Origin of the sequence: Paenibacillus sp. FJAT-27812, from assembly GCF_001273905.1 — a bacterium.
Classification (GTDB): Bacteria; Bacillota; Bacilli; order Paenibacillales; family Paenibacillaceae; genus Pristimantibacillus.
This window is the reverse complement of the sequence record NZ_LIGH01000001.1, coordinates 4,696,908-4,718,994: the sequence shown is the minus strand read 5'-3', so window position 1 is coordinate 4,718,994 and position 22,087 is coordinate 4,696,908. Positions and strand designations below refer to the sequence as shown.

General features: G+C 48.8%; 18 protein-coding genes and 1 riboswitch. Of the genes, 2 read left to right on the top strand and 16 right to left on the bottom strand.

Features of this window, described 5'->3' with window-relative positions; translation table 11 throughout:
* Nucleotides 1–30: 30 nt before the first annotated feature.
* Nucleotides 31–909, bottom strand: coding sequence for a helix-turn-helix transcriptional regulator (locus ADU23_RS19545; protein WP_053375264.1), 879 nt, complete (start codon nt 907–909; stop codon nt 31–33).
* 136 nt (nt 910–1,045) lie between these two features.
* Here ADU23_RS19545 and ADU23_RS19540 point away from each other — a divergent pair, with 136 nt between their 5' ends.
* Entirely contained in the window at nt 1,046–3,022 is a 1,977-nt protein-coding gene (locus tag ADU23_RS19540; protein ID WP_053375263.1) for a beta-galactosidase trimerization domain-containing protein, read from the top strand.
* 258 nt (nt 3,023–3,280) lie between these two features.
* Here ADU23_RS19540 and ADU23_RS19535 read toward each other — a convergent pair whose 3' ends face one another.
* Nucleotides 3,281–3,715 carry an SRPBCC family protein gene (locus ADU23_RS19535; protein ID WP_053375262.1) on the bottom strand — a complete coding sequence of 145 codons (435 nt, stop codon included), beginning with the start codon at nt 3,713–3,715 and terminating at the stop codon, nt 3,281–3,283.
* Nucleotides 3,716–4,024: 309 nt separating this feature from the next.
* Here ADU23_RS19535 and ADU23_RS19530 point away from each other — a divergent pair, with 309 nt between their 5' ends.
* Nucleotides 4,025–6,061, top strand: coding sequence for a peptidoglycan D,D-transpeptidase FtsI family protein (locus tag ADU23_RS19530; protein ID WP_053375261.1), 2,037 nt, complete (start codon nt 4,025–4,027; stop codon nt 6,059–6,061).
* A 94-nt stretch (nt 6,062–6,155) separates the two neighbouring features.
* Here ADU23_RS19530 and ADU23_RS19525 read toward each other — a convergent pair whose 3' ends face one another.
* From ADU23_RS19525 to ADU23_RS32240, 14 genes are all read right to left on the bottom strand, one after another.
* Nucleotides 6,156–6,947: a phosphotransferase family protein gene (locus tag ADU23_RS19525; RefSeq protein ID WP_053375260.1), complete on the bottom strand. Its 792-nt coding sequence runs from the start codon at nt 6,945–6,947 to the stop codon at nt 6,156–6,158.
* Nucleotides 6,948–7,095: 148 nt separating this feature from the next.
* Entirely contained in the window at nt 7,096–8,484 is a 1,389-nt protein-coding gene (locus ADU23_RS19520; RefSeq protein WP_442950615.1) for an MATE family efflux transporter, read from the bottom strand.
* A 160-nt stretch (nt 8,485–8,644) separates the two neighbouring features.
* Nucleotides 8,645–10,387, bottom strand: a complete 1,743-nt coding sequence (gene ade / locus ADU23_RS19515; RefSeq protein WP_053377727.1) for an adenine deaminase — start codon at nt 10,385–10,387, stop codon at nt 8,645–8,647.
* 73 nt (nt 10,388–10,460) lie between these two features.
* Nucleotides 10,461–10,561: riboswitch (purine riboswitch) on the bottom strand.
* Between the two features lie 43 nt (nt 10,562–10,604).
* Nucleotides 10,605–11,117 carry an MgtC/SapB family protein gene (locus ADU23_RS19510; protein WP_053375258.1) on the bottom strand — a complete coding sequence of 171 codons (513 nt, stop codon included), beginning with the start codon at nt 11,115–11,117 and terminating at the stop codon, nt 10,605–10,607.
* A 34-nt stretch (nt 11,118–11,151) separates the two neighbouring features.
* Complete coding sequence (locus ADU23_RS19505) at nt 11,152–12,183, bottom strand: LacI family DNA-binding transcriptional regulator (RefSeq protein ID WP_053375257.1); 1,032 nt, start codon at nt 12,181–12,183, stop codon at nt 11,152–11,154.
* A gap of 57 nt (nt 12,184–12,240) precedes the next feature.
* Nucleotides 12,241–13,278, bottom strand: a complete 1,038-nt coding sequence (locus ADU23_RS19500) for an ABC transporter ATP-binding protein (RefSeq protein ID WP_053375256.1) — start codon at nt 13,276–13,278, stop codon at nt 12,241–12,243.
* A complete protein-coding gene (locus ADU23_RS19495; protein WP_053375255.1) occupies nt 13,275–14,318 on the bottom strand; it encodes an ABC transporter ATP-binding protein in 1,044 nt (347 codons plus the stop codon). The genes ADU23_RS19500 and ADU23_RS19495 overlap by 4 nt, the downstream gene beginning before the upstream one ends.
* Nucleotides 14,319–14,350: 32 nt before the next feature.
* Nucleotides 14,351–15,496, bottom strand: a complete 1,146-nt coding sequence (locus ADU23_RS19490; protein ID WP_053375254.1) for an ABC transporter permease — start codon at nt 15,494–15,496, stop codon at nt 14,351–14,353.
* A 4-nt stretch (nt 15,497–15,500) separates the two neighbouring features.
* Nucleotides 15,501–16,583, bottom strand: coding sequence for an ABC transporter permease (locus tag ADU23_RS19485; protein ID WP_231637494.1), 1,083 nt, complete (start codon nt 16,581–16,583; stop codon nt 15,501–15,503).
* A gap of 9 nt (nt 16,584–16,592) precedes the next feature.
* Entirely contained in the window at nt 16,593–18,560 is a 1,968-nt protein-coding gene (locus ADU23_RS19480) for an ABC transporter substrate-binding protein (RefSeq protein WP_231637493.1), read from the bottom strand.
* A gap of 351 nt (nt 18,561–18,911) precedes the next feature.
* Nucleotides 18,912–20,408 (bottom strand): Vps62-related protein, encoded by a 1,497-nt coding sequence (locus ADU23_RS19475; protein WP_053375253.1) that lies wholly within the window; start codon nt 20,406–20,408, stop codon nt 18,912–18,914.
* 160 nt (nt 20,409–20,568) lie between these two features.
* The gene (locus ADU23_RS19470) at nt 20,569–21,564 is read right to left on the bottom strand and encodes a substrate-binding domain-containing protein (RefSeq protein WP_231637621.1); all 996 of its coding nucleotides are present in this window, start codon (nt 21,562–21,564) and stop codon (nt 20,569–20,571) included.
* 8 nt (nt 21,565–21,572) lie between these two features.
* Nucleotides 21,573–21,713 carry a hypothetical protein gene (locus ADU23_RS33685; protein WP_231637492.1) on the bottom strand — a complete coding sequence of 47 codons (141 nt, stop codon included), beginning with the start codon at nt 21,711–21,713 and terminating at the stop codon, nt 21,573–21,575.
* Between the two features lie 200 nt (nt 21,714–21,913).
* Nucleotides 21,914–22,087, bottom strand: a 174-nt coding sequence (locus ADU23_RS32240) for an IS3 family transposase (RefSeq protein WP_157266115.1), incomplete at its 5' end; no start/stop codon positions are given.

Here is a 22,087-nt window from a genome sequence, read left to right as displayed (position 1 = left end):
GGGAAGCCAAAATAAGAAAACCATTGTTATTTAGTCCAAATGAAAGACTTGGTACAGTTTGCGGTATTCACCGGGCGTCAGCATCGTTAGCCGCTTGAACAAGCGGATGAAGTAGTTATTGTCCGAGAGACCGCACATCGCTCCAATTTCCTTTAACGGCAAATCTGAATGAACCAACAGCCGTTTGGCCTTCTCGACCTGCAAATGATGGCGGTATTGCATGGGGCTCATCCCCGTAAATTGCTTCAAGCACCGCGCCAAATAGTCGAAATGATAATGCAGCTCATGCTCCATCATCCCGGAATCGAACGGTTCCTCCAACCGCCCCTCCAAATAGGATGCGACTTTCTCGCCGAGAAAATAGGAACGGGCCTGCAGACTGTTCGAAATGATCCCGTTTTGCAAATGCACGAATAGTTCCCCAAGCAGCACATGCAGCTCAAAGGATCGCTTTCGCGTAAGCATGTTATGCAGCTCAATCATACGCTTCAGCAAAGGCACGACCGTGCGCAAATCTACGGCAGCGAATTTCGGGATATGTATCGTTGCCGGATGTGGGACGATATCTTGGTCCGTTCGCTGAAGCAGGGGCTGCTGCCAGCTGTTTTTCTCAACCAGAATAGGCTGCGATGGCAGCGGGAAATCAAAATGGATCCAATACACTTCTGTCTCCGTATCCGTAGGCCGGTATCCGCGATGGTTTTTCCCGGGCTCAAGCACTAGCATCATCCCTTGCGAAACCTCGTAGCTTATACCATCCTCCTCCATATATAACGCTCCCCTGGCGCAAACGACAAGATCAAACACTTTGAATTGACGCTGCGCGTGTACCACTCCCGGCTGCCAAAAAGCATAACCGACCGCCGCTAGCAAAGGAAATGGGGGAACCTGAAATTCAAGCACAAGCATCTGCAAGACCTCCGATTATAAAATGTAGAAATCGTACTATAGAAAGTCGTAATTGTTAGCTGTATACATACATCATATCCATTAGAGTGGTAGATATAATCTTATCACATTAGCTAAATAATAGGAGGACAACATTATGAATTTCCGTCAGGTTCATCTCGATTTCCATACTTCCGAAGCGATCGATGGCATTGGCAACGCTTTTTCCAAACGTCAATTCCAAGACATGCTCAAAACCGGACATGTAGACTCCATCACCGTTTTCTCCAAATGCCATCATGGCTGGGCATATCACCCTAGCGATGTCAATGAAATGCATCCCCATCTCTCCTTCGATTTGCTGGGAGCACAAATAGAAGCCGCTCACGAAATAGGCGTCAAAACGCCCGTTTATTTATCGGCTGGGCTGGATGAGAAGATTGCCCGCCGCCACCCCAATTGGCTGATTCGCACCAAGCAAGAAGCGACCGATTGGACAGATGATTTCCTGACACCCGGCTATCATCAATTTTGCATGAATACGCCTTACGTTGACGTACTCGCCGATCAAGTTCGTGAGGTAGTGGAACGCTATGACGCGGATGGCATCTTCCTCGATATCGTTGGCGTTCGCGAGTGCTATTGCCAGTATTGCATCGCTTCGATCCGCGAACGCGGCTTCGACCCGCGGAATCAGGAAGCCATGATGCAAATGTGGGAGGAAACGTACTTCAACTATGCGACAAAAATGAACGAGGCCGTTCACGCCGTTAAGCCCGGTCTTCCGGTATTTCACAACAGCAGCCATGTCGCTCGGGGACGCCGCGATCTCGTGCATTTAAACACGCATTTGGAGCTTGAATCGCTTCCGACGGGCGGCTGGGGCTACGACCATTTCCCGCTCTCGGCGCGTTATGCGCAAACACTAGGCGTGGACTACCTTGGCATGACCGGAAAATTCCACACCTCATGGGGCGAGTTCGGCGGCTATAAGCATCCTAACGCCCTAAGGTATGAAGCAGCTTTAAGTCTAGCGAACGGCGCTCGCTGCTCGATTGGCGACCAGCTCCATCCATCCGGGTTTATGGACCCTGCAACCTACGCGCTGATCGGCGAAGCGTACCGGGAGGTGGAAGCCAAGGAGGAGTGGTGCAAGGGAGCGACAGCCGTTGCCGACATCGCGCTGTTATCCGTCGAAGCCGCGTCCGCTGAAGTCGGAGGAAGCCCCATCAACGACCAAAACAAACATGCCGATACCGGCGCGGTAAGAATTTTGCTGGAAGGGCATTATTTGTTCGACGTCATTGATACCCAAGCTGATTTGTCGGGCTATAAGGTAGTCATTTTGCCTGACGACATCTTGATGACCGAGCAAATCAAAAGCAAACTGGCGGCCTTCCTAGCGCTTGGCGGCAAAGTGCTGGCAACCGGACGCTCGGGATTGTCGCCCGACGGGACGAAATTCGAATTGAACTTAGGGGTGCAGTGGTTAGGAATTGCTGCCACGAAGCCTTCCTATTTCAAGCCATCCTTCGAGCTGCCGTCGCTCCAAAACGCTTCGTACGTTGTTTATGCCGAAGGTCAGGAGGTTGCTCTGACCCAGGACGGCGAGTCGCTTGGAAGCAGGGAAAATGCTTATTTCAATCGGGATATATTCACCTTCTGTTCCCACCAGCATACTCCGTCTGACCAGCAAGGCGCAGGTCCCGGCATGGCGGAAGGGCCAGACGGCATTTATGTGGCGTGGAATATGTTCGAGGATTACGCGGTCAAAGGCAGCCTGCCTGTCAAAGAAATCATCGTTTACGCGCTTGATCGACTGCTGGCAAGCAAACGCCTGCGCACAAACCTTCCGGCGCAAGGCGTGACAACACTGCAGGCCCAGACAGCATCCAATCGCTGGATCCATCATTTATTGTACGCTTCTCCGGTCCGCAGAGGACAAAACGTTGAGGTGATCGAGGATTTGCTCCCGCTTCTTGACACGGAAGTTGCGGTAGCCGTATCCGAGCCGGTTCGGGAAGTCTATTTAGCGCCGCAAAAAAGCCCGCTTCCTTTCACGCAGGAGAACGGAGTCGTCCGCTACACGATCCCTAAATGGTCATGCCATCAAATGGTCGTCATGCAGTTTTAAAATCAGCAAGCCGTTTCCCGTGCTTCGCTCATCGGATAATCCAACTTTCGCTGAATAATCACACGAGGAGCAGCTGCAATTGCAGCTGCTCCTCTTTGTTAACCGAAAGCCTTCCGTTAGCTTAAGCAAAACTCGACCTATTCCTGGCAGCAGCCGCTCTCATGTAGACATGAATCTGCACTCGGGCAGTTTGTTTTTATTAGAATAGCAAAGCGCATGCCAATGCTGGCATGCGCTTCAAAGGCTGCGGAAGTTCTTTTATTCTACTTTAGCTGTTTCCGCATATTTTTTGAAATTATTTAAGATGGCCTGCCATCCGGCTTGCTGCATCTCGATGGCATTGGTCTCCTCCGCGTCGAACGATTCGATGATTTGCGTGTCGTTGTCTTGACGGATAAAAGCAATCTTCACTTTTCTGCCGTCAGCCATCGTATAGGAGATGCTCTCATTAATGCTCACCTCGTCGTATACGCCTCCGAAATCAAATCCGAAGCTGCCGTCTTTGGCTTCCATTCTCGACAGGAATTTACCGCCGACCGTCAAATCATTCTCGGCAAACGGCGTGTGCCAGTCATCGGAAGCCTTGCTCCATTGCGTGATATGCTTCGGATCGTTCCAAAATTTCCATACGTTTTCGACGGGAGAATGAACGATCGTTTCTACTGTAATCGTTACCGGATTACCTGTTCCCATATCAAAACCTCCTTATGAATCTATTATTCTCAAATCATACCATGACCATTCGCTGTTAGTCGATATATCTCCATTATCCACGTTATCCCCCTTATAACCATCCCTGCCTCCGCCATACGTATGCCTTTTAATGTCGCAGCAGAGCCCCAGCCAATTTTATTTTTGAAATGGGATTTTATTCAAGGTATAATGGAATGGATCGACAGTTCTGAATTTATCTGCCTATAAAAACAATGGCTGGTGCATGCCATTTCGAGATAGATTTAACGTACGGACATTCTATATGAAATGGTTAAGAGGTGTTTAAGCATGCATGACGATCAGCAAAAGCGGGAGATTATTAATAGGCGTCATTTTTCGTTTCGGTTGAATTTATTTTTCTTTATTACCTTTGCATTGTTTAGCGTTTTGATCGTGCGACTTGCTATCCTTCAGTTCGTCGAGGGGCCAACGCTTAGCGCGGTAGGTCTGGACAAAGGCACTCGCAGCGTTAAGCTTCCGCCGATACGAGGCAATATTTACGATTCTACGAATTACCCAATCGCATATTCTACTTCAACCCAATCCTTGTATTTCAGTATCCAGCCTGAGCCTAAGCTGGCGGTTGCCAAGGAAAACGCGAGGAAAATGGCTGCAAAATTGTTAGAGGTGTTTAATGATTTCGGAGACCCTGCTAAGAAAATGACTGTGGATGATATTATTCGTCAAATGGATCTTGATTTCAGTCGGAATATTATATCAACCCCAAGGCGGATTAAATCCGGTCTAACCAATAATGAGATCGCCTACTTCATGGAAAATCGGTCGTCCTTCAAAGGGATCGATATTATGGAGGAGAGCGTTCGTAACTATGATACAAATTCGATTGCCGTACAGCTCGTCGGATATTTAAAAAAATATAAAGGCGTTCGCGAAACGGTTGATTTTTACAAGGAAAAAACGAAGGAAGAAGATGCTACCCTTCAATATTTAGCGGAAGAAGATGTGGGCATGGACGGTCTTGAGTTCATGTACCAGGACATTTTGCGCGGCAAAAACGGCTTAAAAACTTACCCGGTCAACAATGCAGAGCGCATTATTGGTCCCATGCAAATTACGACTCCCGAGAAGGGATCTGACATTTATCTAAGCATTAATAAAAACGTGCAATTATCCACAGAAACTGCCATTATGGATCAGTTGAAAAAAATAACGAAATCTACGAACAAATATGAACGTGCCGTCTATGCGCAAACAGGATTTGCGGTTGCGATGGAAGTCGATACGGGCAAAGTCGTGGCGATGGCAAGCATGCCGGATTATGATCCTAATATTTGGTCAGGCGGAAGCATAAGCCAAGAGGATTATGAGAACTTTTCAAACATTTTGTCTAACGGGACGATCCGAACGGTTTACGGAAAGTACTCGGAGAAGGAACGAAGCGAGCACCCTTCTTCCATTGTGCCGCTCGGCTCTACGATGAAGCCCCTCTCCGTACTCATCGGACTGAATGAGAAGCTGTTTACCACTACAGAAGTGTACCCGGATACAGGGGTGTTCACATTCGGTAAAGCAGGCTACGAACGCAAAATTAAAAACTCGCAAAATAAAATATATGGAAACATAGACGGCGCACAAGCGATTGAACATTCTTCAAACCCATTTATGGCTGCTATGGTGGGCAATAGGCTTGTTTCTCGCGGAAGCGTGAAAGGCAAGAGCAGCGTTGAAATTTGGGACGATTACATGAAGCAGTTCGGACTAGGCGTTCTAACCGGAAGCGGCCTTCCAAATGAATTAAAAGGCGTTATCGATTACTTCGATTCCGCTAAACGGTTTAGTTCGCAATCTGCGCTTATATTTGCCTCATTTGGACAACAAGGACGTTATACGACACTGCAGCTTGCCCAGTACACGGCAATGCTTGCCAATCACGGCAAACGGATGAAGCCGCAATTTGTTAATCAAATCAAAGACTCAGACGGAAATGTCGTTCAAGCCTATACGCCAGTTGTTTTGAATGAGGTGAAATTCAAGGACGAATATTGGAAGGAAATCGAAACGGGCATGTCCAAAGTAAGCTCGCAAGGCTTTGAAGGCGTTGATTACAGCTATCGACGGAAGACAGGGACATCAGAGCAAGATGTAGCTAAGCGTACCGCAGAGAATGCGGTGTTTATCGCTTATGCCCCTGCGGATAAACCTAAGCTTGCAGTAGCGGTCGTTGTTCCCGATGGCGGCTTCGGCAGTTATGGCGCCTCACCAATCGCTCGCAAGATTTTTGACGCCTATGATCAAGAAATTGGTTTATATGGCGTCCCTAAGAAGAAGACCACGGACAATGCGAATGCGAATGGAGCAAAGTAAACAGACTCTGACGAAATCGATAAACGAATGAGTGGCCAAACACAGGCGGGAGCTTAGCTCCCGCCTGTGTCATGTCGTTAGAGCGAAGTTACGTTTAAAAAAACGAGTAAAGCCCATTTTCAAAGTATGTAAATTCATTCTCCGTTATCATCCGATTTCCGTATCCTTCAAAAAAAACATCCACCTCCGCTTCGATTTCAAACGCGCTGGGCTTCGGGCGAATGGCTAAAGAAACATCGTATCTCGGATCGCCAAATGCACCGCCACTCCAATCAATGATACTTGTTATTTTCCCATCACGAACTAACACATTATCGATTGTGAAATCACCATGAATTAACGTATTTTTTATTTCTTGAGGTTTGTTGCTCATCAATGATTCTAGCAATTCCGCCGTTCCATCGACCGAGTAATGTTTAAGGTTAAATTCCGCATGTCGCAACATTTCATCCAACCAAATGGATTCTCCTATTAATTCTTGGGGACATGGAGTGGAGTGAATTTGTGATAAGGCGGCACCAAAATGATGGATCATCTCATGTTTCTTATCGCTATTTTTCTCATTCAATAAGGCTTGCCTTAACGTTTCCCCTTCAAAAAAAGACAGCAACGCCCAAGACTGATTCTCCTTTTGTTGCTCCACTAACCGATAAACCTTAGGAATAGGTAACATGGTGTTCTGCAAACGATTCAAAACATACACCTCTTTGGATAACCAGGAACAATATTGCTCGCCTTTTGTTCTTTTGACAACATAGCAGCCTCGTGTGCTATCTATTATGGCTACATCGGACGTATGACCCTGCCTTGGGAATTTGATTTCTTTAATCGTACCTAAAAAATCAATCAGTTCATGTGGCACTTCATGTACGTTTATTGGAGTCAAAGAAAAACACCTCTCTATTTTCGCCTTATTATGATATCGTCTTGCTCCTTCTTATGTATAACAAAAAAAGAGCCACCCAAAAAAGGCAGCTCCAACGAAGCCAGATAAGCTGGCTCACAAGTAAATCAAGAGATAATTGCAGCAGCGCTTAAATCAGCTTATGCTTATACCATTTGTCCCCTCTGAAGCGCCACAGGAATACTGCGCCGCGCACGCCCCATTCACAGTTCATAGCTAGCCATACGCCGAATATGCCCATGCCCAGCGTAACGCCAAGGACATAACCGAGGATGACCCGGAACAGCCACATGCTGAGCATCGAGGAAATCGACGTAAAGCGGGCATCCCCCGCAGCCCTAAGCGCAGAAGGCAAAATAAAACTGATCGACCAGAGCGGAATCTGTACAATTACGGTCATTAAGAGCACCCAAAATATATCGTCGACAATTTCGGCCGGCGGGGAGAATAAACCAACCAGCAAGCTGAAAAACGGCATCAGAATTAAACCGATAGCAGTCAAAAACAAGGCGCCGAGCCAAAGAAATGATTTCATGAACTTCCGCGCATCCGCGACATTTCCACGTCCGATGCATTGGCCGACTACCGTAACCACCATTATGGATAAAGCAGCTGCAGGAATTTGGAACACACCGGCGAGCGAAGATGCGATGGCGTTGGTTGCGATCGCGTACGTGCCCATGCTGACGATAAACACTTGCGTTAACAGCTTGCCCCCGTTGAAAAACATCTGCTCCGCCGCAAATGGCAGCCCGATGAACAAAATTTTCTTCAGCATGGAAATAGGAATATGGAACAGATCATGGATGCGGATATGCAGCGTCGCATCCATTTTGAACAGGTAGTACAGCGCGCAGGCTGCTCCCGCAAACCGGGCGATATTAATCGCAATCGTCATTCCCAGCACACCCATGTGCAGGTAGTTGATGAACAAGATATTCAGAAGTACGTACAAAACATTCATGATTAGCGATAGGAACAGCGATGCTCTGCTCTTTCCGATACCCCTCAGCGCACCGCAAACCGCTTGGACGATCGCAATGCCGAGGAAAGAGATGCTGCTGCCGATCAAATAAGTTCTGGCGCTATCCAGCACCTCCGGCGTGGCGGAGCCGAACAACAGCTGAAGCAACGGATTGTGGAACGCTATAATCAGCAGTCCGATGCCGAGGGCAATCATCGACACAGAAGTAATGCTGCCGGCCGTAGCGCGGGACACCATCTGGTTGTTCCCGTTTCCTTTGTATTGCGCAACGACTACTGTTCCCCCCGTAGCAACGGCGACAAACACGTTGATCAGAAAAATATTTAAGGAATCAACCATGTTTACCGCACTGACCGCCCCCACACCCGAAGAGCTGATCATCGCCGTATTGACCAGATTAAGCCCGACAATGAAAGCCTGGTCGATCAGGATCGGGAAGAACAGGGCAAGTATTTGCCGGTAGTCCATTGATTCTCCGGAAAAATATTTGTCCAGGTAAAACTGCGTTTTTGTTCGTATTCGAGACTGCCTCAATACCATCACATTCTTTTCATTGAAATGGAAAAAACCCTTCTTGCGAAGAGCTTTTACACTAGCTTTCTCTGTTAAAGATCAAACTTTCCCGAACCATCGTTAGGCTTAAATCTGCGAAAGCGCTTAATTGGACATTATCACTGGAACCGGATTCTGTCAATCAAGCTTGCACCGAAATATGCGAGAACGAATCAAACGCGAACAGACCGGCGTCCGTGAGTTTGAGATGGGGAATGACCGGCAGCGTCAAAAACGATAAAGTTAAAAACGGATCAAAATGGGCCGGCGCTCCGATTTGAGCTAAAGCCGCGTCCAAGCTTTTGAGATTGTCATAAACCTCGCCGTAGCTCCGATCCGACATTAAACCCGCGATCGGCAGCGGCAAGGCGGCCAGCACCTTTTGTCCCGAAACGACGACCATGCCTCCTTGATGCTGAACCAGATGCTGCAGCGCAATCCGCATATCCTCATCGGACGTGCCCGCGATCACAATATTATGCGAATCATGGGAGACGGTGGTGGCGATTGCCCCTTTCTTCAGCTTTAAGCCCTTCACAATGCCTAACCCTACATTCCCAGTCGCGTGATGCCGTTCGACAACCGCCAGCTTCAATTGATCCTTATCCGTCGAGGGGCAAAACTCACCTTCCTTCACCGTAACCTCTTCGATGATGCCGTTTGTAACAAGCTGATTCGGAATAATCTCAATCATGCGGCATTGATCGTTACTTAACGGAAGCGCAAACGACGTCAAAGCCGCGTCCTTCACATTTATCTTCGTCAAGGAAGTCGGCAGTACATCGGCTGCTTCGCCTTCGTTTGAAAAATAACGCTCCTGCAGCACGCCCTGCTTTACGATGCATACGCCTTTTTTGTAAACCTCGTGAATCGCGAAGCTTTCCAAGTCGTCCAGCAATACAAAGTCGGCTGCGTAACCCGGAGCTAGTGCTCCTCGGTTCTTAAGACCAAAGCATTCCGCCGTATTGATCGTTGCCATCTGGATCGCGGTGATCGGGTCAAGTCCTTTCTCCACGGCTCGCCTTACGATATGGTCGACGCTTCCTTCCTCGATCAAATCGTCCAACAATTTGTCATCGGTCACGAATAGGCATCTTTTTGCGTTTTTTGGCGTAACGACAGGCAGCAGCGCATCCAGGTTTTTGGCGACCGTCCCTTCCCGAATCATCAAATACATGCCCAAATCCAGACGGTCTTTGGCTTCCTGCTCATTCACGCATTCGTGATCCGTACGAATGCCGGCGGCCATGTAGACGTTCAGACCCTCCCGTTCGACCCCCGCCGCATGTCCGTCTATATGGAAGTTTTGGGCGTCAGCCAGCTTATTCACCATAGGCGCTTCCGCATGGAATACGGATGGATAATCCATCACTTCCGCAAGCCCCAGCACGTTAGGATGCGAATAATAGGGAAGCAGATGCTCTGCTTCCAGTCTTGCCCCGCTATTCTCGAAGGACGTCACCGGTACGCAGGATGGAAGATTGACGAATATATCGAGCGGGAGCTCCTCGGCGCTTTTGAGCATATAATCCAGTCCTTCCGTGCCCGCCACGTTTGCAATTTCATGCGGATCGGTCACGACGGCAGTAACTCCGTGCTGAAGCAGCACTTTTGCAAACTCGCGGGGAACCAGCATGCTGCTCTCGATATGCACATGTCCGTCGATAAGGCCAGGCGCCATATATCGGCCTCCCGCATCGATCGTTTCCTTCCCTTCATAAGAGCCGATCCCGACAATGATCCCATCGGCAATCGCCACATCACCATCCATAAGCTCACCTGTAAACACATTGACGATTCTCACATTTTTCACGACTAGGTCTGCCGGCATTTGCTTTGCCGCTGCCTTGATCCTTCTTATTAGCGACTTGTTATCATTTCCCATTTCCATTTTCGCCCTTCCTCCTTTTACATTTAACATCCATGCCAACGCAAAAAAATCCCGATTACAAAAAAAGCGCGGCATGCACTTTTTAAGTAATCAGGATTTTACGGATTCCTGGTAGAGACCCTCAAACCATATTATTGAGGTTATACTTTATGAAGTTGGTACTTATCATAATAGGTTCATCCGTAGATGTCAAACGAGGCAGAGATCCTCCTCATGCTGACAAGTCGATATCGTCTTTGGCATCCTTGGCATGAAGCCTGTCATGCTCCTTCTTCTCGATCCAGCCGCCAACCCGGATAAAGAAAAAGGCGGTAACGATCGTGAATATGACGATGCCATAGAAGCCTGCCCCGATGCCAATCCCGACCCCACCGGCGAATAAAATCATCGCTGCAGACGTCAGCCCCTTCACCTCGAAACCGGTTTTCATAATGAGTCCCGCCCCGAGAAAACCGAGACCGGATACAATTTGAGCGGTCAAGCGCATAGGGTCCATCATCGTCCGTTCATTCATATGGCCGTATCTCGCCACGCTTTCAATCGACACGATTGTGATAAGCGCGGATGCAACCGTCACGAACGTGTACGTCTTCACGCCCGCGGGTTTGTTCTTGTGCGTTCGATCGAATCCGATCAACAGCCCTAGGAACGCGCTAATAAAAATTCGAAAATACATTTCAAACTGGGTGAAAAAATCTCCGATAAATGAAATAAAATGTGTCATCCTACCGCCTCATTTACTTAGGTACACTCTCGTTTCAACCGATGACCGGCGAACAAGAGCTTCGTTCAATAATTTTACTGCTTACAATACAGTTGTCCGGGTAATCGCCTTCAAGCACGCCGAGCTTATGCATAAGCTGTTTGACTGCTTGCGCCCCTAGCTCCGAAGGCTGCAGGTCCATGCCCGTGAGGGATGGCGTTACTTGATGCATCATCGACAAATCGCCGCAAATCACGAATAATGAAATATTTTCCGGCACACTGAGGCCTAGCTCATTAATGGCATTCATCGCGCTGAAAGCCGTTCGGTCATCGTCAGCGATGATGGCGGTTACCGTCTCTTTGCGCTCTCCCAAAATGCGAATGGTCTCGTCGTAGCCATACGTCATATACTTCTCGGAGTGAATGCCCGGTTTATAATGTACCATATGCGGCTGAAGCTCGATCTGATGCTCCTGAAGCGCTTGCACGAAAGCTTTCGTTCTTTCGATGGATACCGTCATATGCCTCCCGGCGTTTAGGAACATGATATTGCGATGCCCAAACCCGATCAGGTAGCTGCAAATATCCAGGATAATCTGGATGTTATCGTTATTTACCGTTGTCGCGTCAGACAAGCCTTCATTCATAATTTTGCCAACGGTGACGAACGGAACCTGATTTTGATGCAGCAGATTGATCCGCTTATCCTCCTCCGTCGGGCCGAGGACGATGGCGCCATCGATTGGATAGCTAGCCAGCGACGGGGTTTTGACCTCTTCGACGGGAATCGTGTCCAGCAGCACGCGATAGCCGTAGATGGAAGCCTCCAGCACAACGCCATTAATAAATTGATTATGAAATGCGCTGAAAAAGAAGTTCCCATGCGGTATCGTAAGCCCGATCGCCATCGTTTTTTTGGTGACCAAGCTGCGTGCAATATGGTTCGGAACGTAATTCAATTCCCGGGATACCCGCAGCACCTTTTCAGTTACGGTTTTACTGGTGGGCCTTTTCTGGCTGAATACATTGGAAACCGTACCTTTTGAGACGCCCGCAAGACGAGCGACATCATCGATTTTTGCCATCTTTGCATAAACATCCTCTCACAGCATGCTAAACCTGGTCCCCTTAGGCCGATAGCATCAAGCTTCGTTTGCGAGCTCGTTGTGAACGCCTTTCAGCTTTAATTCCTCCGCGTAATGACAGGCTGTGAAATGATTATAGCCTACTTCGCGCAGCTCGGGAACTTCTTTCACGCATTTTTCAGTGCGATATGCGCATCTTGGATGAAAATGGCAGCCGCTAGGCGGATTAGCCGGATTCGGAACCTCGCCCTCCAATAAAATCCGATCCTTCTTCATCTCCGGATCGGGCTGGGGCACGGCGGACATCAGAGCTTCCGTATAAGGATGCTTCGGCTGGCCGAACAGCGACTCGCTCGTAGCCAGCTCCACGATTCTGCCTAAATGCATAACCGCTACCCGGTCCGATATGTTCTGCACGATGGATAGATCATGCGAGATAAAAATGTACGTAATGCGGAATTGCTCCTGCAAATCCTTGAGCAGATTAATGATTTGCGCCTGAATCGATACGTCGAGAGCGGATACCGCCTCATCGCATACGATAAGTCTCGGCTGGGTTATAAGCGCCCTGGCGATAGCAATCCGCTGCCTTTGCCCGCCGGAGAACGCATGCGGATAACGTCTTAAGTAGCTCACGTTCAAGCCCGTTTTCTCTGCAATTTGCGTAACCTTCTCTTCAACCTCCGCTTTGCTTAGCTTAAAGTTGGCGATAAGCGGCTCGGAAATGATGTCAAAGACGCTCATTCGCGGGCTTAGCGAGGAATACGGATCTTGGAAAATCATTTGAATTTCTCTTCTGTATGTTTTGGAGCCTTTTCCCTTCAGCTTCAAAAAATCGATTTGCTGCCCGTCTTCGGTATGATAGATGACTTGGCCGGAGGAGGCTTCCATCCCCCTCACGATGCAGCGGCCGAGCGTCGTCTTTCCGCAGCCGGATTCGCCGACGATGCTGAGCGTCTCTCCCTCTACGAGCTCAAAGGAGATATGATTAAGCACCCGCACAGGCGCAGGCTTTCGAAATAACGTTGTTTTGGATTTCACTTGGAAATCCTTGTTCATATCGACGATATCCAGAATAGGCTTAGGCTTGGTCATTGCGATTCTCCTTCACGCTGGTCCGAGTACAGGAAGCACCTGACGGAATGCTGGTCCGAAATCCGTGTCTTCGGTACAGCATTCATATTGCAAACGCCTTCAATTCGATCCTTGCAGCGGTCATAAAATCCGCACATCGGCGGCATGTTGATCGGAATCGGAACCGAGCCCTCGATGGAATCCAGCCGCTTCGTCTTGTCGCCGCCGAGTCGCGGCATCGATTTCAGCAGCCCCTTCGTATACGGATGCTTCGGATTCGCGAAAATCTCCTTTACAGGCGCCTGCTCAACGATTTTGCCCAAATACATGACGGCAACCTCGTCGCACATTTGAGCGATGATGCCCAAATCATGCGTGACGAGCAGAATCGCCATGCCAAACTCGGACTGCAGCTTCTTCATCAGCTCCAGCACTTGCGCCTGGATGGTTACGTCAAGCGCAGTCGTCGGCTCGTCGGCAATCAGAATTTCAGGATTGCAGGATAAGGCCATCGAGATCATCGCCCGCTGCCGCATCCCGCCGGAAAACTCATGCGGATATTGATCGAAGCGCTTCTCTTGATCGGAAATGCCGACTTTCGCGAGCATTTCCAGCGCAATTTTTTTCGCTTCTTTTTTGTTTTTCGTGCGATGGATTCGGATCGCTTCCATCAGTTGGTTCCCGATTGTGTACATCGGCGAGAACGCGGTCATCGGCTCTTGGAAGATCATTGCGATTTTCCGTCCGCGAATCGAACGGATTTGCTTGCCGTTTGGATTAAGCGACAGCAGATTCAACCGATTGAGCGAAGCTTCCGACTCGGAGTGATATACGATGTTCCCGGTCGTTTCGCATTCTTTCGGATTGATGCTTATAATCGCCCGGCTCGTAAGGCTTTTGCCGCAGCCCGATTCTCCTACCAAGCCTAACGTTTTTCCTTTATGAATCTCGAAGTCGACCCCGTCTACCGCGTTCATGATCCCATTGTCCATCTTAATCTGAATATTAAGGTTTTGTACGGACAATAAAGGTTGCTCGGTCTGAGCAGCTTGAGCCGTCATGCTATCCCCTCGCTTGCCATTTATTTAATCGATTATTTCTTGTAGGGATCGGCGGCATCGCGCAATCCGTCGCCAAGGAAATTGTAGGTTAGTACCGTTAAAATGACGATTCCCAGCGGGAACAGCTTCCATGGGTACAATGCGACATTTTCGATCTTCTGGGCTTCCTGCAGCAGTACGCCCCAGCTCGTTGCCGGAGAGCGGATACCGAGTCCAAGGAAGCTCATTGCCGTCTCGGCAAGGATCATGCCGGGAATGGCAAGCGTCGTCGCCACTACGAGATAGCTGATAAAGCCGGGCAGCAAATGCTTAATGATAATTTTTGTACTGCCGACGCCTGCAATTTTTGCCGCGACAACATAGTCTTCATTTTTAAGCGAGATGAATTTGCCCCTGACTACCCTCGCCAGATCGGTCCAGCCAATAAAGGCGAAGATGATGACAATATACAAATACATCGTTACGACGGGTATTCGCGGCGGTATGGCGGCAGATAAAGCCATCCATAGCGGAAGCGTCGGAAAGGAGCGGATAATTTCGATAATCCGCTGGATAAGCGAATCAAGCCAACCGCCGAAATAGCCGGAAATGCCTCCGATGATCAGGCCGATTACCAAGCTGATGCCTACGCCGACGAGCGGGATGCTAAGCGAGATTTGGCTGCCTAATATAATGCGGGAAAACAAATCCCTTCCCATGCCGTCCGTGCCTAGCAGGAATACGCGCCCCGGCTCCTTCACGCCAAGCAAATGGGTTGATGTCTTGATCAAGCCAAGAAACTTATATTCCTCACCCTTGACAAAAAACTGCAGCGAATGCCGCTTTTCCGTATCCGGTACGAATACTTTCCGCATCGTTTCCGGGTCGCGCGTCGATTTCAACTCATAGACGAATGGCTTAATATGAAACTTGCCGTCCGCATCAACGAATCTAAAGCCCATTGGAGGCACGTTCACATATTTGCTGTCGTAGCTTTGCAGCCCATAAGGGGCGATGAACTGCGCAAACAGCGCTATCGTATAAAGAAAGGCTAATATAAATAAACTGATTCGCGCCAATTTATGCTTTTTGAATCTGAGATACATGAGCAGCCACTGCGAGCTGTAATTCGTATCTTTGGTTTTAACGGGACGAATGGTTTCCGACTTTTGTCTTCTGAATGCAGGTATTGTTCTCATCGTATTAATTTCCCCTGAATTCTGTACGAATTTTTGGATCCAGCCAAGCGAGTAAAATATCAGAGATTAACGTTCCGAGTACGGTAAGCAGCGCCATGAACAGCAGCCAAGAGCCTGCAAGATACATATCCTGACCGAGCAAAGCGTTGTACATGACCGGCCCTTGAATCGGCAGGTTCAGCACGATTGCCGTAATGGTAGAGCCTGTAAAGATCGAGGACAACGACCAGCCGAACGTACTGACAATCGGGTTCAATGCGGCGCGCGTCGGGTACTTGAGCAAAATCCGGGTTTCGGACATCCCTTTCGCTCTGGCTGTCACCACGTTCGGCTTGTTCAGTTCATCCAGCATTTGGCCCCTCATGACCCGGATCAGGTCGGCGGTGCTCGCAAGGCCGATTACGATGACAGGAATGACCAAATGCTTCATCAAATCAATCGCCTTGTCCATCGACCACGGCGCGTTCACGTACTCATTGGAGAATAGGCCAAGCAGCGGGTCTCCAAACCAGGTGTAGGATAAAAACATTAAAATGATGGCCAACAGGAAGTTAGGCGTTGCCATACCGATAAAGCTGATGCCGGAGAAAAAATAATCTCCTGCCGTATATTGCTTGACCGCCGTATAAATCCCGATTGGAATCGCGACCACGTAATGAAAAACCATCGTGACCATTGAAACGACTAAGGTTAGACCCATGTATTGCTTCACGACTGCCAGCACCGGCTTATTGTAGTTAAACGAGAAGCCGAAGTCTCCGTGCAGTACGATTTTTTTCACCCATACAAAATACTGTTCGTACACCGGACGGTCCAAACCTAAATTCGATCTCATTTCATCCATTTCCGCCTGCGTCATCACGTCGCCGGCAGCCGACATTTTTGCGGAATAACTGGAAACATAATCGCCGGGCGGAAGCTGAATGATGTAAAATACGACAAAGGAAATAAACATAACAACGGGTATGACCAACAGAATTCGCCTTATTATATATTGAAGCATCTCATATCCGTTCCTCTCCGCTACAAGCTGAATCTTAGTGCGGCAAGGGCAGAGAAGCAGCTTCTCCGCCATTGCCGCCGTCATGGCTGCAACTTATTGTTTAATGAAAAATTGCGATGGATGACCTTGACCCAAAGAACGATACTCATCTGCCCAAATCATGTCGCTAGGAATGTTGTGGATGTTGTTTGATGCGGTAATCAGCATTGGCGTAGGGCCGGCATAGCCGATAACCCATTGGTTTTTCATGTGCAGCTTGATGATTTCATTGCTGTATTTCTCGATTTCCTCTTGTGTTTTGCTCGCTTTGATTTTATCCCAATACTCAAGAATCAAGGCTACGTCGCCTTCCGGCTTCACGCCTTCTTTGCCGCCCGATTGAGTATACAGTCCGTAATGGCCGAACCATGGTGTAATGACACGAAGAGGTACAAGCGCATCCGGACGGAATGCCACGTTCGCCACCGAAATATTTTCTGTCGTTATCGGAATTTGGTTCGCGTATTTCATATCGAAATGCGTACCGCCGTCTACGACCTTCAAATTCGTTTTCAAGCCCATGTCTTCAAAGTACTTTTTCAATAGCTCCAAAAATGCAGCGGTATCTGTGCTTGATTCAATGATCGTCAACGTTAGTTCAGAGCCATCCGCATTCATGCGGAAGTTGTCCTTGTCGCGTTTCGTCAGGCCAAGCTCATCCAAAATTTGATTCGCACGCTCCTGATTAAATTCGGTCCATTGATCTTTCCAGCCTTCTTGATAGCCCATTACGCCTTCCGGTACGGACGCTTGAATAGGCTCGCCCAATCCATTGGTTACGATTTCGGAGATTTCAACGCGGTTAACGCCAATGGACAACGCTTCTCTGAAGCGGATATCCTGGAACAGCTTCCGCAGGTTCGGATCCGGCGTCGTTTGGTTCAATTGAATGCCTGCGCTGCTCCAAGCCGGCTGCGTCCAAGGAATAATGCGGTAGTCGCCTTTTTTCTCGTTTTCCTTCAAAACAGTGAAGTCATTGGCGCCAAAGACAACCAGATTATAGTCGCCTGCCAACGTGCCGAGCACTTTTTGGCTTGGATCTTGAATTTTCGTCGCTACGATGCGGTCGATGTAAGGAAGCTGCTTGCCATCGGCATCCGTCTTCCAGAAGTAAGGGTTGCGCTCCATGACGAACTGATCGCTGTTCGGATCGGTTGTTGGCATCCATGCTCTGAGCGTCGGTACTTCCTTGTGCAGCCAATCATAGTAGCCTGTTTCGACCAGGAATACTTTCGGATCCTCGTAGCCCCAAGCTTTCGTAATTTCCAGCGTTTTTGCATCGCCTACGAGCTCTGGAAGAATCGTTTCGTGGAAATGCTTAGGCGCGAAAAACCATTTATTATCGATGGCCACACGCTCTAGGAACTGTACGCTTGGATATTTGTGCGTAACGGTGAAGGTGTAGTCATCAACCTTTTTCACTTCGGCCAATGCTCTGTCGCCAGTTACCGGATCGACCGAGTAATAAGCGTCATAAACTTTTTTGCCGAACGTTTCTTTCTTCAGCATGTGCTCCCAATAGAAGATAACGTCCTCCGTTGTGAATGGCACGCCGTCCGACCATTTCATGCCTTCCCTTAGGTGAATTGTGAATACGGTCGAGTCTGCGTTCACTTCATAACCTTTGGCTACGTTTGGCTCCACTTTATTGCCCTCTTTGTTGAAACGGAAGAGGGCTTCCTCCGTCGGTTGACCTATGCCCCATTTGTCGGAGGGGCCGTTCCAAGGCATTTTCCATTCGCCGCCGTATTGGCCGATTTCATCCACGACCTCTTCGATCTTAATGTCAGCGGCTACCGGCATACGTTCTTCCAATTTCGGCAATTTGCCATCTTTCACGAGTGCGGCGAGTGCTGGGGCTTCTTTAGCTCCTGCCTGCGCATTGTCTACCGGCACTACCGTTTCCGTCGGCTTTTCCTTCGTTTCGTTCGTTGCTTTCGGACCTGAATTGTTGTTTGTGCATCCTGCGGCAATAATGGCGATCATAACGAGTAATACCAACATCATCTTGCTTCGCTTCAAATTAACCCCTCCATAAATTGATTAGTCATTTTTGAATCTTGCAAAGCCTCTGTCTCTAGTGCATGAGTTAAACCGGTTTAAAAAGGGGATTCGCTGAATCCTTGTTATGTAAGGTTTTTCGTTTCGTGTTGGTTAAACCGGTTTAATATACCCGTAAAAATGTAAGCGCTTAATGAAAACGCTTTATTTGTATAATACATTGGATAATTTATGTAAGCAAGAGGTAATGTTAAGATTTTGTAAATTTTTTTATTTCGCCGGCTCTCCGCAGCTGACTGTCTGCTGCCCTACCGAGGCAGCAGAGGATCCAGCAGCTTCGTATGCATGATGAAGGGCAAGCTTTGCTAAACGCTAATCAAGAACAACATCATTCGTTAAAGCGCCTTTCTCTTGGGGACCCGTAGGTCCTCCTGCCAGCAGCGGCTGACCGAAATATGAGCCTTGTGCAGGGTTTTCGAAGCGGTATACCGCATTGCTATTTGGATTCGTATAATCTTTGTCCAGCCATGTCGGCCAAGGATTTCCAAGCCCATTGCCTGTCGACAAATGCGGGTAATATTGGAATGCTTGAACATTGTTCCATGTATCCCATGCCGTTCCTTGGTTCGTAACGTCCGTCAACTGAGTGACGACCAGCTCCTGATACACATGAGTGCCCGGGTCTTTCCACATGCCGTGCGAGCCAAACGCCGTATAGCCGACCGGATGGGTCTGATTCACTTTCGTCACCTCATCCCAGCTGTAAGCCGTTCCGAAAGAATGTGCCCCATAAAATACTTGAACCGGCTTCAGGTAGTTCGTGTTGTTGTCGACAAATTTGGCGAAACGAACCGTAATCCGTTCCCAGTCGCCGACATGGTCGCCTACCTCGTTGCCGAATACCGTTTTTCCGAGATCATAAGGACTGAACTGGAAGAACACCATGTCCACGTTGTTGTAATCCTTCTCTACCCAGAAAGCGTAGATCGGCGCATTAGCCAAATCTCCCGAGAAATAAGGAAGCTTGAGCGTGTACGGATCCAGCGTCGTCTTCGTCTTGATCTCATATTTGCCGGAGCTGGAATTCAAGTAGCGGTCTACATGCGGGAATGTAAATTCAACGGATGACGGGAAATAGGCTTCGCCCTGCGCCATCCAAATTCTCGGAGCGAACGTTTCGAGCAATTGGCGCTTAGAAGCATCGCTATAGGCGTTGTTAGGGACGGCAACGCTTGTTGCATCCAGCGGTGAGATCGCTTCCACTTTCAGGCTCGATACATCATCGTTAAAGTCGCCGACGTAGATCGCATCCGCCGTCAATACTTTGGTGCCGCCGGAGAAATTCGCATTCTGATACAGCGTAACCTTGTAGCCCGGAGCAATCCGAATGGAGGAGATCGAATCGTTGCCTACTCCGCCTTGAAGCTCCGCCCAATCATGATCGCCCACTCCGAAGGCTTGCTCTAAACCGCCGTAAGGCGAATTCGAGTACGCCGTTACCGGCATGCGGACCGCCCCGATCCATTCGACCTTCATACTTGATGTTTCATCGTTGAGATCATCCACCCATGCGGTGTCCGCATAAAGCACTTTATAGGAGCCGGAGAAATTGGAGTCCTTATACAGCGTTACCCGGTAGCCCGGCGCGATTTTTATCGAGGAAATTTTGTCATTGCCGACGGTGCTTAGCTGAGCCACGTTGAAGAGGCCAGCTTCGAAATCTTGGGTCACGCCCGTAAAATTGCCGTCTCGATAAGCCGTTACAGGCGCCTGTCCCGCCGCGTTCACAGGCTCCGTCTTCATGAAAGTAAATGCAGGTGCAGTTAAGGCCAGTAGTGAAACTAATGCAATCAACTTGAATATTTTCATAATCGAGCTCCTCTTTTCGTTTTTTGCGTTCACTTTTTAACAGCATCCGTGCAAAACGTTGGCCCTGCGTCATGTTAGCGTTTTCAAAATAATCACTCCTTTCGCCCAAAAAATGCTGCCGGCTGCACAAAACAAATCTTAGGTTATGTCATTGACATATTCAACCAATTGTTTTGACGGAGCTTCGTTCAATAATCAACGTCTTCACTTTAACCGTGACGGCCCCTTCTCTCGATTTGTCCATCCGCTTGTACAGGAGATTGACTGCGGCTTGTCCGATCTGCTCGGTCGTCTGCCTAGCGGTTGTGAGCGGAATGGGGAGCAAACCCGATAATTGAATATCGGAGAAGCCGATAATCGACAGCTGCCCAGGGACCGGTATTCGCATATGCAGCGCCGTGTACAGGCATGAGGTGGCCAAATAATCGTCCGCGCATACGACTGCCGTAAGTAAAGGGTTATTGCCTATAAAAGCTTCCAGCTGCGGGTTTACCGCATTTAGCCGGCCCATATAATCCTCCGAGCTATGCAAAAAAGCATAGCCTTCGTTTGCCGCAAGCTTGTGATCCGACATAGCCCGTAAATAACCTTCATACCGGTCTTCCCGGCTCGTCACGCCGTCAAACGGCATCGAAATATACCCAATTTCCTTATGCCCCCTGCCTATTAAGTATTGCGCTAGATTGTATGCGCCCTGATAATGATCGTGATAGACGCAATCGATTTGAACCTCGCGGAAGATGCGGTCAATGATATCCAAAGGATAACGGAGCTGATTCAGCTCCAGCACCTTCTCACTGCAGGTGCTGCGGCCCCGAGGATACAAAATAACGCCGTCCACCCGATCCTCGTACATCTCCTGCAAGCATACGCTCTCATCGTCCTTGTCGAGTGAAATCCGAATGAGCAGCTGGCAATTCAGCTTGCGGGCTTCCTGCTCCGCCGAAGCGATAATCCGGGCCGTATAATCATCCATATTCGGAAATACCATCGCAATTTTTCTTTTTGCCGGTTTCTCGGCATGCGCTGGCATACGCGGCCGCTCCTCCTCATCGGTTCCATGCGCATAACCGGCCGCTAAGAACGTCCCCCTTCGTGCCGGCCTGTAAACGACGCCCTGCTGGACCAAAATATCAAGTGCAAGCTTGGCCGTCATCCGGCTCACTACAGCTTCGCTAGCTCCCCTTCCGACGGCACCGGATCATGCGGCCGCAGCTTTCGGTATCGGATCAGCTCCAGCACCTTATCGACCATTTGCCTGTAAAGCAAAGGCTTTTTCTCTGCTTCTTCCTCCTGCAGCCTCATTCGATCATCGCCTCCCATGTTTCAACATAAAGCGACATGCTATCTGCAATACTTTTCTGGCTGCTTTTTTCAAAATCCGTTCTGCTTGCCATCCAAAAAAAGGAACCTCATATCAGATGAAGTTCCCATGGAAGTAAGTATAAGAAAAGCCCCTCAGGCAGTGGTCAAGACCCCATATAGCGGACACTGAATAAAAGACCCTACCTAACAAGCTGGAGCCGGTACTGAATCGGAGCCAGCTTGTTTAGTTTTCTTTGCGGACGCTTGTTGTTGTAAAAGTGTATATATTCTTCAATTCGGCTTTGTGCTTCTTCTACAGATCGAATATCATAAGGGTAGAGTGCTTCTGTCTTCAAATGCGAGAAGAAGCTCTC